General features: G+C 51.4%; 11 protein-coding genes and 1 tRNA gene. 5 read left to right on the plus strand and 7 right to left on the minus strand.

Translation table 11 applies throughout. The features are described 5' to 3' along the window. Positions 1–22: 22 nt before the first annotated feature. Positions 23–955, minus strand: coding sequence for a 50S ribosomal protein L3 N(5)-glutamine methyltransferase (gene prmB, locus OGV50_RS16105; protein ID WP_012131438.1), 933 nt, complete (start codon positions 953–955; stop codon positions 23–25). 165 nt (positions 956–1,120) lie between these two features. On the opposite strand from prmB, the gene smrB reads away from it, so the two are divergent. Continuing rightward, a complete protein-coding gene (smrB, locus tag OGV50_RS16110; RefSeq protein WP_012131437.1) occupies positions 1,121–1,672 on the plus strand; it encodes an endonuclease SmrB in 552 nt (183 codons plus the stop codon). 242 nt (positions 1,673–1,914) lie between these two features. Here the strand turns inward: smrB and sixA are convergent, their stop codons facing one another. From sixA to OGV50_RS16130, 4 genes are all read right to left on the minus strand, one after another. Further along, positions 1,915–2,400 (minus strand): phosphohistidine phosphatase SixA, encoded by a 486-nt coding sequence (gene sixA / locus OGV50_RS16115; RefSeq protein WP_047462281.1) that lies wholly within the window; start codon positions 2,398–2,400, stop codon positions 1,915–1,917. Positions 2,401–2,606: 206 nt separating this feature from the next. Then, positions 2,607–4,754 carry a fatty acid oxidation complex subunit alpha FadJ gene (gene fadJ / locus OGV50_RS16120; protein WP_047462278.1) on the minus strand — a complete coding sequence of 716 codons (2,148 nt, stop codon included), beginning with the start codon at positions 4,752–4,754 and terminating at the stop codon, positions 2,607–2,609. Beyond that, on the minus strand, positions 4,754–6,064 hold the full coding sequence (gene fadI, locus OGV50_RS16125; RefSeq protein WP_200090856.1) for an acetyl-CoA C-acyltransferase FadI: 1,311 nt from the start codon (positions 6,062–6,064) through the stop codon (positions 4,754–4,756). Before fadI ends, fadJ begins: the two co-directional genes overlap by 1 nt. A gap of 176 nt (positions 6,065–6,240) precedes the next feature. Then, positions 6,241–6,525 (minus strand): YfcZ/YiiS family protein, encoded by a 285-nt coding sequence (locus OGV50_RS16130; protein ID WP_134769192.1) that lies wholly within the window; start codon positions 6,523–6,525, stop codon positions 6,241–6,243. A 371-nt stretch (positions 6,526–6,896) separates the two neighbouring features. Between OGV50_RS16130 and fadL the strand changes: the two genes are divergently transcribed. Further along, the gene (gene fadL / locus OGV50_RS16135) at positions 6,897–8,246 is read left to right on the plus strand and encodes a long-chain fatty acid transporter FadL (RefSeq protein ID WP_024130146.1); all 1,350 of its coding nucleotides are present in this window, start codon (positions 6,897–6,899) and stop codon (positions 8,244–8,246) included. Positions 8,247–8,308: 62 nt separating this feature from the next. Here the strand turns inward: fadL and mlaA are convergent, their stop codons facing one another. Further along, complete coding sequence (gene mlaA, locus OGV50_RS16140) at positions 8,309–9,064, minus strand: phospholipid-binding lipoprotein MlaA (protein WP_024130145.1); 756 nt, start codon at positions 9,062–9,064, stop codon at positions 8,309–8,311. A gap of 288 nt (positions 9,065–9,352) precedes the next feature. Here mlaA and OGV50_RS16145 point away from each other — a divergent pair, with 288 nt between their 5' ends. After that, positions 9,353–10,285 (plus strand): formate/nitrite transporter family protein, encoded by a 933-nt coding sequence (locus tag OGV50_RS16145; RefSeq protein ID WP_012131426.1) that lies wholly within the window; start codon positions 9,353–9,355, stop codon positions 10,283–10,285. A 75-nt stretch (positions 10,286–10,360) separates the two neighbouring features. Continuing rightward, positions 10,361–10,435: transfer RNA gene (locus OGV50_RS16150), tRNA-Arg, on the plus strand. Positions 10,436–10,607: 172 nt separating this feature from the next. Here OGV50_RS16150 and OGV50_RS16155 read toward each other — a convergent pair. Then, the gene (locus tag OGV50_RS16155) at positions 10,608–12,212 is read right to left on the minus strand and encodes an MFS transporter (RefSeq protein WP_052194464.1); all 1,605 of its coding nucleotides are present in this window, start codon (positions 12,210–12,212) and stop codon (positions 10,608–10,610) included. 624 nt (positions 12,213–12,836) lie between these two features. On the opposite strand from OGV50_RS16155, the gene OGV50_RS16160 reads away from it, so the two are divergent. Then, positions 12,837–14,264 (plus strand): glucose/sorbosone family PQQ-dependent dehydrogenase, encoded by a 1,428-nt coding sequence (locus tag OGV50_RS16160; RefSeq protein WP_112001804.1) that lies wholly within the window; start codon positions 12,837–12,839, stop codon positions 14,262–14,264. The last annotated feature ends 36 nt before the right edge of the window (positions 14,265–14,300 follow it).

The following is a 14,300-nucleotide window of genomic DNA, read 5'->3' on the forward strand; positions in this document are numbered from 1 at the left end:
TTGTTGTGTTGTTGACCGTTGATTAATCTTTATAGATGCTGAAATGCTCGCGAGCCGCAATGAGCTGCGCTTTCGTCAGCATAAAGACGCCGTCGCCGCCGTTATCGAACTCCAGCCAGGTAAACGGTACATCGGGATATTGTTCTATCAGATGTACCATGCTGTTTCCGACTTCACAAATCAGAATACCGTCATCGGACAAGTAGTCCGGCGCGTTGCCCAGAATACGGCGGGTCAGTTTTAAACCGTCAGTGCCGGACGCCAGGCCCAGTTCAGGTTCATGACGATATTCATTCGGCAGGTCGGACATATCTTCCGCATCAACGTACGGCGGGTTCGTCACAATCAGGTCATACTGCACTTTCGGCAGATCGCGGAACAGATCGGAGCGAATCGGCGTGACATGGTTGAGCAGACCGTGCTCTTCAATGTTGTGTTCAGTTACGGCTAACGCGTCGCTGGAGATATCAACGGCATCCACTTCCGCCTCCGGGAAAGCATAAGCACAGGCGATAGCGATACATCCGCTGCCGGTACACATATCCAGAATGTGGTGCGGCTGCTCGCTGATAAGCCCCGCGAAGCGGTTGTTGATCAGCTCGCCAATCGGCGAACGCGGCACTAATACGCGTTCATCAACATAGAATTCATGGCCGCAGAACCAGGCTTTATTGGTCAGGTAGGCCACCGGAATACGCTCGTTGACACGGCGAATGACCCGTTCAACAATGCGGTGACGTTCGCTGGACGTCAGGCGCGCGGTACGCATGTCTTCTGGAATATCCAGCGGCAGATAAAGTGACGGCAGTACCAGCTGTACGGCCTCATCCCACGGGTTGTCCGTGCCGTGACCATACCAGATATTCGCCGCGCTAAACCGGCTTACCGCCCAGCGCAACATGTCCTGAATGGTATGCAGCTCACTCACTGCTTCATCGACGAAAATTTTATCCACGTATTCCTCCAGGGCATGCTCGCATTAAATTCGGCGGCTAGTTTGCCACGAAGACGGCGATAAATCAGCACTCACGCGGCGCCAGAGCGTGAAAATTGCGTTTTGGCTGAACGAATGTCCCCTGAGTCGGGTAAACTAACGCAAAATAAAAGATGAGACGTTCGAATGAAAAAGAAAACATCGCTCAGCGAGGAGGACCAGGCGTTGTTCCGGCAGTTAATGACCGGCACCCGCCAGATTAAGCAGGACACCATTGTCCACCGACCGCAACGTAAAAAAATCACAGAAGTCCCGGTCAAGCGTCTGATACAGGAGCAGGCTGATGCCAGCCACTATTTCTCCGATGAATTTCAACCGTTATTGAATACGGACGGCCCGGTGAAATATGTACGTGCCGACGTCAGCCATTTCGAGCTGAAGAAAATGCGTCGGGGCGACTATTCGCCGGAGTTGTTCCTGGATTTGCACGGTCTGACGCAACAGCAAGCCAAGCAAGAGCTGGGGGCGCTGATTGCCGCCTGTCGCCGCGAGCATGTCTTTTGCGCCTGTGTGATGCACGGCCACGGAAAGCATATTCTTAAGCAACAAACGCCGTTATGGCTGGCGCAACATCCGCACGTTATGGCCTTCCATCAGGCGCCAAAAGAGTACGGCGGGGACGCTGCGCTGTTGGTATTGATTGAAGTAGAAGAGTGGTTGCCGCCGGAGCTTCCCTGACAATGCCGATTGCCGGATGGCGGCGCAAGCGCCTTATCCGGCCTACGGGATCAGTGCAAGCTGTAGGCCTGATAAGCGAAGCGCCATCAGGCGCCTTATCCGGCCTGCGGGTTCAGTGCAGGCTGTAGGCCTGATAAGCGAAGCGCTATCAGGCGCCTTATCCGGCCTGCGGGATCAGTGCAGGATGTAGGCTTGATAAGCGAAGCGCCATCAGGCACAGTATCCAACCGACGATAATAACGTTAAATCGCTTTTGCCATTTTCAGATTACACGGGCTCATCTGCCAGTTGAAAATCCCTTTGCCGCTTTCATCAAGCGTTACGCTGGCAATCGCAGATGTGGTGAACATTGGCGGCGTCTCGCCAGGACAGAGTTCAGACACCAGATATCCCACCAAAGGCAGGTGAGAGATCACTAACACCGATGCGACACCTTCATTCGCCAGCGTCTGCAACCAGGCGCTGACCATACCGACATCGCCGCAAGGAGTAAGCTCCGGCAAAACGTCCACATTGCCAGGCAGGTTCATACACTCCCCTACCACATCCAACGTTTGTTCGGCTCGTAGAAACGGGCTCACCAGAACACGTTCGATATCCACTTTTTGACCTTTCAGCCAGTTCGCCATAAGGCGGGATTCGTCACAACCACACGAGGTTAAGGGACGAACCGAATCACTGGCGGCATCGAGGGCCGCGTCGCCGTGACGCATGATAAAAACTTGCATATTGCACCGCTTTTGTTAACCAGAATCACCCACATTCTTAGCAAAAACCCTGACGGGTATGATAAAAATGCGGTGGCCGGCATTGTGCCTTATCCATTCACCGAATGAAACGCTGTTTTTTACCTCAATGGCGTAAGTATAGTCAATCTTTGTTTACAAATTGACCACCACACAGTCATTCGGTGCGGTCTCGTCCTGATATGACCTTATTCCTTCAGGTCTGTTTCCCCACTGTTCCAGAAACGTTCACCGCGTTCAGCCATCCGCAATAAGCGCTCACACGGGGTAAACCGGTCGCCATACTGCGTAGCCAGTCGTTGCAGAACCGCAACCACTTCACCCGCGCCGAGAGTGTCCATATAACGGAACGGGCCGCCAAGAAACGGCGGAAAACCAATACCAAATACCGCGCCGATGTCGCCATCACGCGCGCTGCGGATCACCTTCTCATCAAAGCAGCGCGCCGCTTCATTGAGCATTAACATCACGCACCGCTCAGCCATTTGCTGCGCAGAAAGTCGGCTCTGCCCTTGCGTACCAATAAGCCTATAAATTGCAGGGTCGACCTGTTTTTTGCTTTTACGCCCTTTCACGCCATAAAGATAGAAACCGCGACCATTTTTTCTGCCTTTGCGATCGTCATTCAAAATTGAGGCAACAACGTTTGCAGGCGCGCTAAAACGTTCGCCGTAAGCGGCCTCCAGTACAGGTATAATTTTAGTGCCTGTATCGATGCCAACCTCATCCAAAAGTTGGATTGGCCCGACCGGAAAACCAAACTTGACCAGCGCGGCGTCGATCGCTTCGACGCGTTCACCTTCGGTCAGCAACCGTATTGCTTCGTTGATATACGGGGCAAGAATACGATTAACGTAGAACCCGGCTTTATCGCTGACCACAATCGGCGTTTTGCCCTGTTTTTTCGCCAGCTTAACGGTCGTGGCGATCGTCTGCGCAGAGGTTGTCGCATGAGGAATGACCTCCACCAACGGCATTTTTTCTACCGGGCTAAAGAAGTGCAAACCAATCACCTGCTCAGGCCTGGCCGCGTTAGCCGCGATGTCGCCGATGGGTAAAGATGAGGTGTTGGAGGCAAAAATGGTGTGAGGAGCGCAGTTTTGCTCGACTTCCGCCACCATCTGCTGTTTTAACGCCAGATCTTCAAACACCGCTTCAATAACCAGATCCCGATGCGAGAAGCCGCGGTAATCCGTTGAGCCGGAGATTAGCGCCAGCTGTTTGTCGCGTTCGCCCGCTTTGATATGGCGGCGGCGAACTTTGGTTTCAAGCTGATCCCAGCTGTACTTCAGCGCGTGGTTGATGCCTTTGGCATTAATATCTTTGATGCGAACCGGCAAGCCGCCTTTACAGGCCGTCACGTAAGCAATACCGCCGCCCATCAGACCTCCGCCCAGCACGCCTACGCTGGCTAACGGGCCAGGCTGCGCGTCGCTCCCCGGATCTTTTTTCACTTCGGTACTGGCAAAAAAGATATTCCGCAACGCCTGCGACTGCGGCGTCATCGCCAGTTCGCCAAACGCCCGCGCTTCCGCGTCGTATCCGCTGCTGCTTCCCTGCGCCAGCCCGGTTTCAATCACCTCAAGGATTCGCTCTGTCGCCGGGTAATTACCCTGCGTTTTCTGCCCGGTTTTTTTACTGACCATGCGAAACAGCAGCGTGCGCCCAAGCGGCCCCGCCAGAATACGTTCACGCACCGGTAAATTCCGCTGAGCGGAACGCCCTTTAATCGCCAGTTCCACGGCAGCCTCAAGCAAGATGGCATGCGGCACGACTTCGTCCACCAGACCAACCCTGAGCGCTTGTTTTGGCCGTAACTGCTTACCGGTCAGGATCATGTCCAGCGCCGTACTCACCCCAACCAGGCGCGGTAATCGCTGCGTACCGCCAGACCCTGGCAGCAGCCCCAGTTGCACTTCCGGCAGGCCCAGCACGGTTTTCGCATCATCAGTACAAATGCGCCGATGGCAAGCCAGCGCCATCTCTAACCCACCGCCGAGACACGCGCCGTGAATGGCGGCGACAACCGGAACAGACAGCGCCTGAATTTCAGCCATTATCTGCTGGCCCTGACGCGCCAGCGTTTCAGCTTCCTGCGCGCTTTTGCAGTTGCCGATCATGTTGATATCCGCCCCCGCGATAAAGTTATCCGGCTTCGCAGAAATAAAAACCACACCGCGCAGCGCCTTGTTTTCCCGAATCTGTTTCAGGATGGCGCGAACCTGCGTCGCGAACTCCGCCTTCAGGGTATTCATTTTCTCACCGGGGACATCAATAGAGACGACCGCGACGTTATCCAGACGCACGTTAAGCGTGAAAGCCGATGTCATGTCCATTATTCCGCCTCCAGAACCATTGCCGCCCCTAACCCCCCCGCTGCGCACGCGGTCACCAGGCCAAAACCGCCTCCCCGACGGCGTAGCTCATGCAGGGTTTGCGTGATCATCCGCGCCCCCGTTGCGGCAAACGGATGTCCATAGGCAATCGACCCGCCGAGGACGTTAAACTTACTGTCATCCACTTCTCCGGTCGCATGCGCCCTGCCCAGCACGTCGCGGGCAAAACGCTCACTGCCAAGCAGTTGAATGTTAGCCAGCGTCTGAGCGGCAAAGGCTTCATGCATATCAATTAACGAGAGATCGGCCAGCGTTAATCCGGCCCGCTCCAGCGCCAGCGGCGTCGACCAGGCCGGGCCCAGCAGCATGTCCTGCCAGACGTCAATTGCGGTAAACGCATAACTACGCAGATAGCCCAACGGCGCCAGGCCAAGTTCTCTGGCGCGAGACTCCGTCATCAGGATGACGGCTGCCGCGCCATCCGTCAGCGGCGTACTGTTCGCCGCCGTGACCGTCCCATGTTGTCGGTCAAACGCGGGGCGCAGCTTCGCATAATCTGCCAGAGTAGAGTTGCCACGAATATTATTGTCTTCAGAAAAAGGCTCTTTATACGGCGGCGCATATGTTGTCATCACCTCATCCGCCAGTTTACCTTCGGCCCAGGCCTGTGCGGCACGTTGATGGGAACGATGCGCCAGCGCATCCTGCTGCTCACGCGTAATGCCATAGGTTTTCGCCATTTGCTCGGCCGTATCGCCCATCCGCAGCCCGGTGGAATATTCAGCGACCGCGGGCGGAACAGGCATCAGGTCTCGCAGGCGCAGACGGGAAAAGAGCTTGAGTTTTTGCCCGGTAGAGCGGGCTTTATTGACGTCCACCAGTATACGCGCCAGCTTTTTGCTGACGCCAATAGGTAACACGGAGGAGGAGTCCGCGCCGCCAGCAATCCCCGCGCGAATCGTCCCCGCCATCAGGCTTTCCGCAACATTCGCTACCGCCTGAAAACTGGTCGCGCACGCCCGGCTTACGCTGTAGGCATCGGTGTGAACATTCATCCCCGTACCCAGCACAATTTCCCGGGCGATGTTGGGAGCTTCAGGCATTTGCACTACCTGGCCAAAAACCAGTTGCTCAATAACCTCGGCAGGTATTTCACTGCGCGCCAGCAACTCCCCAACAACCATTTTTCCCAGCTCAACAGCAGGAATGCCATGAAAAGCAGTGGCCTGACGAGCAAACGGCGTACGTAATCCGCTTACAATGGCAATACGATCGCCCTGGCGGGTAACCAGTGGTAAAGCCTGACTCATAACATTCCCCTGTAAAAAATAAAATAAGTGGTCTGACCTGATCACAGTCTTAACCAATTTTTTACATTTCGCCAAGCGGAGACGCCAGAAAGTGAGAGCTAAGACACAGAGGATAGTAACAGAGGGTTACGAGAATGCCCCTGCCAGAATTTGACAGGGGCATTCAAAGAAGGGGATTAACGCAGACCCAGCTGGAAGATCAGCGTTTCAGCTTCGCAGGCGAAGACAAAGTCGATGTCCAGACGCACGCCTTCAGCTTCTTCGGTAAAGGTGGATGTAATCTGGCAAGGTTCAGACTCCACGCCACGCGCTTTTTCTGTCAGAGCCGCCAGCGTTTCTTCGGCCTGCTCGCGGTTTTCAAACACACGGCTGTAGGACGCGGTGCAATCGGAGTTGTCCATAATGGTGCCAACATCCATACAGCAGCAAACCGGGGTTTCATCAGCACTGCATTTACTCATTGTAGATTTCCTCTGTATTTGCACTCAAGGTGCCAGATAAATATTGAGGATATTTTACGCTCGTGGAAAAAGGCTCTCCAGTCGTTAATGATGCAAAATGGGATAAGTGACCGAAATCACACTTAAAAATGATCTAAAACAAAAATCGCCCAATCGAGTGAGTGCGCCAGGCCTCAAATTTGCCAGCTGGATCGCGTTTCTATGATCACAATTGAAAAATATTATAAACATACTTGCAACATTCCAGCTGGTCAGACCTATACTCACGCCACTGGTCTGATTTCTCTGTCGTACCTCAGACCCTACACTTCGCGCTCCTGTTACGGCATGTAACATAGTTTGTATAAAAATAAATCGATGAGGTTATGGTCATGAGCCAGAAAACCCTGTTTACAAAGTCTGCTCTCGCAGTCGCAGTGGCAATCGTCTCCACACAAGCCTGGTCTGCAGGCTTTCAGTTAAACGAATTTTCTTCCTCTGGCCTTGGCCGGGCTTATTCGGGTGAAGGCGCTATCGCAGATGATGCCGGTAACGTTAGCCGCAACCCGGCGTTAATTATGATGTTCGATCGCCCCACCTTCTCTGCGGGTGCGGTGTATATCGATCCAGATGTCAATGTGACCGGCCGCTCTAACTTAACCGGGCAAAATGCCAACGCGAATAATATTGCGCCAACAGCGTGGGTTCCTAACCTGCACTTCGTTGCGCCGATCAACGATCAGTTCGGTTGGGGGGCATCCATTACCTCCAACTATGGCCTCGCCACCGAATTCAATAAAGATTATTCAGCCGGTATCTATGGCGGTAAAACAGACCTGCAAACGGTGAACCTGAACCTCAGCGGCGCCTATCGCCTGAATAATAGCTGGAGCTTCGGGGTTGGTTTTGATGCGGTTTACGCGAAGGCTAAAATTGAGCGCTATGCGGGTTCCCTCGGTCCGGTGCTTTCACAACAGCTGGTTGGACAAGGCGTACCCTCTCAGTGGACGGATGGCATTAACTCCCCTGACTCCCAGATCGCCCACCTGAAGGGTGATGAGTGGGGATTCGGCTGGAACGCAGGCATCCTGTATGAACTCGACAAGGATAACCGTTGGGGTCTGACCTACCGCTCTGAAGTGAAAATCGACTTCGAAGGCGATTACAAAAGCTCCATTAACCCAAATCTGAACAATATTTTCGCCAGTATGGGGCTTTCAAGCCTGCCATACGGCACTGGCGGCGCAACACAGAATGGTTCCTTAACCCTGAACCTGCCTGAAATGTGGGAAATCTCCGGTTATAACCGCGTCGCGCCGCAATGGGCTATCCACTATAGCCTGACTTATACCAGCTGGAGCCAGTTCCAGGAGTTAAAAGCCAAAGGCGACGACGGCCAGACGCTCTTCTATAAAGATGAAAGCTTTAAGGATGCGTACCGTATCGCGTTGGGTACGACCTACTACTACGATAAAAACTGGACTTTCCGTACCGGTATCGCGTATGACGATAGCCCGGTTCCGGCAAACAAACGCTCCATTTCTATTCCCGATCAGGACCGTCTGTGGCTGAGCGCGGGTGCAACTTACGCCTTCAATGAAGATGCTTCTATTGACGTTGGCGCATCCTATATGCACGGTCAGAACGTGAAATTCACCGAAGGGGAAGGCCCGGCAGCTTACTCCTTCAAGTCTGACGGTAAAGCCTGGCTGTTCGGTACGAACTTTAACTACGCGTTCTGATTTTCATCAGACGTAAAAAAAGGTGAGTCTTTTGACTCACCTTTTTTATTGGCCTCGTGTGGTTATTCAGAATCAATCTCTTTGAGATCGTCCTGAATCGCCTGGGCATTCGGGTTTTCCTGCGGTTTAAGCTTCCCGCCGTTAGCGATGAAGTCATGACGCTGGAAGTATGCTTCACGCACCAGAATATACGGGTCGGAAGACTGACGCAGCAGACCATCGGAATCCAGCAGTTGCGCGCGGGTTTCAATTCCTTCAATGGTCCATTTACCGATCGACATCGGCCAGGTGAGCCAGGAAAGTACCGGATAAAGGGTATCGGCCATATCACCGCCATCTTCACGCAGCGTGAAGCTGCCATAGAACGGAAGTTGCACGTAGGGGCCATACCCCACGCCGTAATGGCCTAACGTACTGCCGAAACGGTGCGGTTCAACACGCTGTAGTTTTGGATTCGCCATCCCCGCAACATCAATAAAGCCCCCCATCCCCAAAATACTATTCAGGAAGAAGCGGGTGAAGTGCACCATGCCCTGATAGGGATCGCCCTGTAGGAAATAGTTCACCATAATCGCAGGCTCTTCGAGGTTGCTGGTAAAGTTACTCAAACCATTTCTGGCAGGCTGCGGAACATAATCACGCCAGGCGACAGCGACCGGTCGAACGACATACGGGTCCAACACGTTAAAGTTGAAGTTGTACATGGTGCGGTTAAATCCTTCGAGCGGATCTGAACGCCCCTGCTGTTCTGTACCGGAGCTTGCACATCCCACCAGCAGTGTGCTCCCCAGCGCAAGCGCCGACAGGCGAAGCTTCATAAATGTCTCCCTGTTGATTATGGCTATCGCTGATTGCCATCCATGACGGAACGAGACCGTATCCGCCTGTTTAGGTGTGAGCGATTGTAACAGCACGTCAAATGATGTCTATATACTGATTCTTGTTGATTTGATCATAGCCTGTAACTCTGGCTCATGGCGGGTTTCATTCTAACCGGGCGGGTAAAAACGCGCGTCGCCTTTTTTGCGATTTCAGAGTTTGCCCTGCCTTCAGTCGGATAAAAGCCACTACGCTTTAGACAGATGTGTTCATCACGAGGTCTCACAATGGATAAATTCAGCGAAGAGAAAATTGATCAACACAGTGACGAACTCGAAGTCGAAAGCGAAGAAAAACAACGCGGGAAAAAGATAGAGGTCGACGAGGATCGCCTCCCCTCACGCGCTATGGCGATTCACGAACATATCCGCCAGGACGGCGAAAAAGAGCTGGAGCGTGACGCCATGGCGCTGCTGTGGTCAGCCATTGCCGCAGGGCTCTCAATGGGCGCCTCGCTACTGGCGAAAGGTATTTTTCACGTACAGCTGGACGGCGTCCCCGGCAGTTTTTTACTTGAGAATCTGGGTTATACCTTTGGTTTTATCATCGTCATCATGGCGCGCCAGCAGTTGTTTACTGAAAATACCGTCACCGCCGTTCTGCCGGTGATGCAAAACCCGACGATGGGCAACGCGGGTCTGCTGATGCGGCTCTGGAGCGTGGTGTTGCTGGGCAACGTAGTCGGTACTGGCATCGCCGCATGGGCTTTTGAATATATGCCTATATTTGACGAAGAAACGCGTGATGCGTTTGTCAAAATCGGCATGGATGTGATGAAAAACAGCCCTGGCGAGATGTTTGCCAATGCCATTATCTCCGGCTGGATCATTGCCACAATGGTATGGATGTTTCCCGCTGCCGGCGCCGCAAAAATCGTGGTGATCATTCTGATGACCTGGCTTATCGCCCTCGCTGACACGACCCATATCGTCGTGGGTTCGGTTGAAATCCTCTATCTGGTGTTTAACGGCACGCTGCACTGGAGCGACTTTTTCTGGCCCTTTGCTTTGCCCACGCTGGCGGGGAATATCTGCGGCGGTACATTCATCTTCGCGCTTATGAGCCATGCGCAGATCCGTAATGATATGAGCGCCAGACGCAAAGAAGAGGCCAGGCTGCGTGCCGGAAAGAAGGCGGAAAAGCAGAAAAAACAGTCCTGAATGGCGACTGTTTGAGCAGTCAGGCGGCGATATACTTACTGTGCAGGGTAAAAAACGCTATACTCGTGCCGCCTCGTCTCCTTAGTTAAATGGATATAACGAGCCCCTCCTAAGGGCTAGTTGCAGGTTCGATTCCTGCAGGGGACACCATACATACCTCTCCTGACGTCTGCCGGGTTCAGTAAAACCGCCACAATCAGCCATCGTCTTGTGATTTTGCATTTCTACATTGCCACGAGGCAGACAGGATGATGCGTGATTCAGTCCTGCCGCCCCACAACGTTCTATTATTCACCAGACGGTATAAGCTGAACGCTTATTCTTATTCCTCTTGTATGACAAAGGATTCCGCTACACTCGCAGAAAAATAGTGTGTTGCTTTTTTATTCAGAATGACGTCATCCAGTTGCTGCTGTATTTGTCTGTCATCGACAGTCGCTCTGTCGTGCTGACGCAGATGTTCAGCCAATGACGACACCATGAATGTTTCAATAAATTCATTGGATTTCTCAGGAACTACAAACAGTCCCCAGGCGTAACCGCCATCCCTTAACCGGATATTTTTTAACTTTTTCATCAAACTGATAAATTGGCCATTCTTTTCAGCATCGACATGATAATAAACAGACACCAGCATCGGGCCGGTATGGCCGGTAATATCATTAAGACCGTCCTCAGCAAGGCTAAAGTGATCTGAATGCTGCAAGTTAATATTGTCATGGTCAATTTTTACCTTTAATACGCATAACCAGACAACGACAATACCGATTGCGGCAGAAAGTAATGCTGTGGTTACTGACGTATGCGAGGCAATTTGTCCCCAGACCAGAGAACCGAATGCCATTGACCCGGAAAATACGGTCAGGTACAAGGCCAGCCCTCTTGCGCGAACCCAGTCCGGGAGCGCTGTCTGGGCTGATATCATGAGCGTTGACAAGGTAATAATCCAGCTGAAACCAGCCACAATACTGGCGAAAATGGCGGCATATTGAGATGCTGCTCCGGCGAATATCAGTAATACGGCAGCAGTACCGAATGTTCCTGAGGTAATAAGAGCGCCGGCACTGAGTCGCTTACGCAGCGCGGGCAAACTGAATGCGCCACAGACAGCGCCGATCCCGATACTGGTTGTTAACACGCCATATAATGTTGCATCTCCCTGAAGTGAGAGTCTCACCACCAGCGGGAGCATTGCCCAATACGCGCTGGCAAAAACAAAGAAGCTGGCAGCCTTTATTATTGTTCTCATTAATTCAGGGCTGTAACGGGCATAACGCAAACCTGAAACCATTGCGGCAACAACAGATTCAGCCGGAAGACTCCCGTTCGTTTTTTCTTCTCCTTTCCACCACCATACCGCAGCAATAATCGCAATAAAACTCAACGCATTTAGAAGAAAAGGAAGATAAAGACCGACCTGTGAAATCAAAATACCGGCCAGCGCGGGCCCGATCGCCCGGCTGATGTTAATACCCATACTATTTAACGCAATCCCGGATTTTAATTCATGAGGTTCAACAATAGCAGGTACAATGGCCTGCCATGCCGGGCCTAAAAACGCGGCGCCGGACCCGAGAATAAACGTGATGAATAATAACCATCCGATACTGACAACATTAAAATAGACGATAATTGCGAGCAGAGACGCGGCACACAGCATCATAATATTAACAAGAATAAGTAATTTTCTCTTGTCGAAAATATCCGCAATAGCCCCCGCAGGTAACGCCAGCAAGAATACGGGCAGCGTGGTCATTGCCTGAATAGCGGCAATCATGACAGGGTCCGGGCTTAAATTGGTCATCAACCAACCGGCGCCAACATCATTCATCCAGGTCCCGATATTGGAAAAGAGTGTGGCTATCCATAACATGAAGAAAACACGGTTACGTAAAGGTGACCATGCTGATGAATGTTGTTCTGCCATATAAATATGCCCTCCAGCTTAAGATGACCGGTAATCATTTACTTGTCACAGATATCAACGATATCGTAATCAAAATACAAAACAGGAAAAGAAGATTTATGGGGAATATTTAGATACAGTCCCTTATCTCATGACATTACCTTTTATAAAAATAAATAACAAGAATTAAAATCCGCGTTCAGACAATACCATCTCCGGTAGAAATGTGCCTGATAATCCTTAAATAAAGTGTTATCACTGAAAAATAGAGATTATTCATGGACATCACTCTCATTATAGAACACAACTACATAATCCAGTGGGTGAAAATCAACATTAACAACACATGTCGGACAGTGAATTTCAAAAAATGAGACAATAAATTCATATCGCGATATTGTGAGAAGCCAACAAATGAACCTCTAACAACTGCCAGAGAAAACATTCAGTACAAACAACACGTTAAACAACCCCCCAATGCCGACACACCCAAATCGACTTATTCCACCTTATCGCAACAGATTCATTTTTAATAAATTATCGGCTTCTGGCGCAACTTGACAAATTACCTCTCAAGGACAATAGTTGTTACATCTTTGAAAATTTCGACATCCGTCGAAACTATTTATCATATACAGGAACGCAATGATGAATAATAAAATAAAGCGCATCAGTCAGGCTGTTACGTTAGCCCTTGCCATATCTGGCGTTAGTTATGCCGCAACCTCATCACAGGCCGCAAATTCAAAACAAACCGAGATACAAGCCTCAGAACCTTTTTCCGCGCATGTCCTCATTAGCGGGCTTGATGCCCCGTGGGATATGGTGTGGGGGCCGGATGATTATTTATGGGTAACCGAACGTAAAGCCGCTTCTATCGATCGTATCAACCCGAAAACCGGTGAGAAAAAAGTCGCCATTACGCTGAGCAGGGTTCATACCGGGCCGCAGCATGAAGGCGTTCTGGGCCTGGCGTTGTCACCGAACTTCATGAAACCGGGTGGCGATAATTATGTTTATACGGCCTATACCTATATGAACGGCGACAAGGAACACGCCAAAATCGTTCGCCTGGAATATGACGAAAAAACCCAGAAGCTAGGTAATGAAAAAGAGATCCTGGCTGGATTCCCGGCGGGCAATGACCACAACGGTGGACGCCTGCGCTTTGGCCCGGACGGGAAGTTGTATTATACCATCGGTGAACAAGGGCATAACCAGGGCGCGAATTTCTGTAAACCTATCGAAGCTCAGCGTATTCCCACTGAGAATGAACTGAAGAATAAAGACTATGCCGCCTATGCCGGTAAAGTGCTGCGTCTGAATACCGATGGTTCTATTCCAGATGATAACCCCGTTATTAAAGGCATCAAAAGCCACCTGTTTACTTACGGACACCGTAACCCTCAGGGACTGGTATTTATTGGCGATACCCTTTACGCATCCGAACAAGGGCCATCCTCCGATGACGAGCTGAATATCCTCGAACCCGGCGGCAACTATGGCTGGCCACACGTTGCCGGTTTCCAGGACGATCAGGCTTATGTTTATGCCAACTACTCTGAAGCGGCGAATTGCCCGTCTCTGACCTGGGACCCTAACCATATTCCGGCAGGCGTTCCGGTCCAGAAAGAAACAGAGTGGAAAGCCGCAGACTTTAAAGCGCCGATTAAAACGTTCTTTACGGTCAAAGAAGGCTTTACCTATAACGACGCCAGCTGCGGCCCGGATTCTTCATATATCTGCTGGCCGACAATTGCACCATCCAGCGTGGCATACTACCCGGAAAACGGCGTAATTAAAGGCTGGCGAAACTCGGTGATTATCAGCTCCATGAAAAATGGCGCGCTGTACCGTGTTCTGCTGAATGCCGATAAGAAAGATGTTCAGGGTGACGTCGCGAAATATTTCCACACGGCAAACCGTTACCGCATGGTGCTGGTCAGCCCGGACACCCGTAAAATCTACGTGGCGACGGATAACTTTGGTAATGTGATGGATGAATCCAACCATCCAACGCATAATCTGAGTAACCCGGGTTCTATTATCGTCTTTGAATACACGGGCAAATAATTCAATAACAGGCGAATACGAATAAGGTATTCGCCT

Source organism: Citrobacter sp. CK180 (genome assembly GCF_030333655.1).
Lineage (GTDB): Bacteria > Pseudomonadota > Gammaproteobacteria > Enterobacterales > Enterobacteriaceae > Citrobacter_B > Citrobacter_B koseri.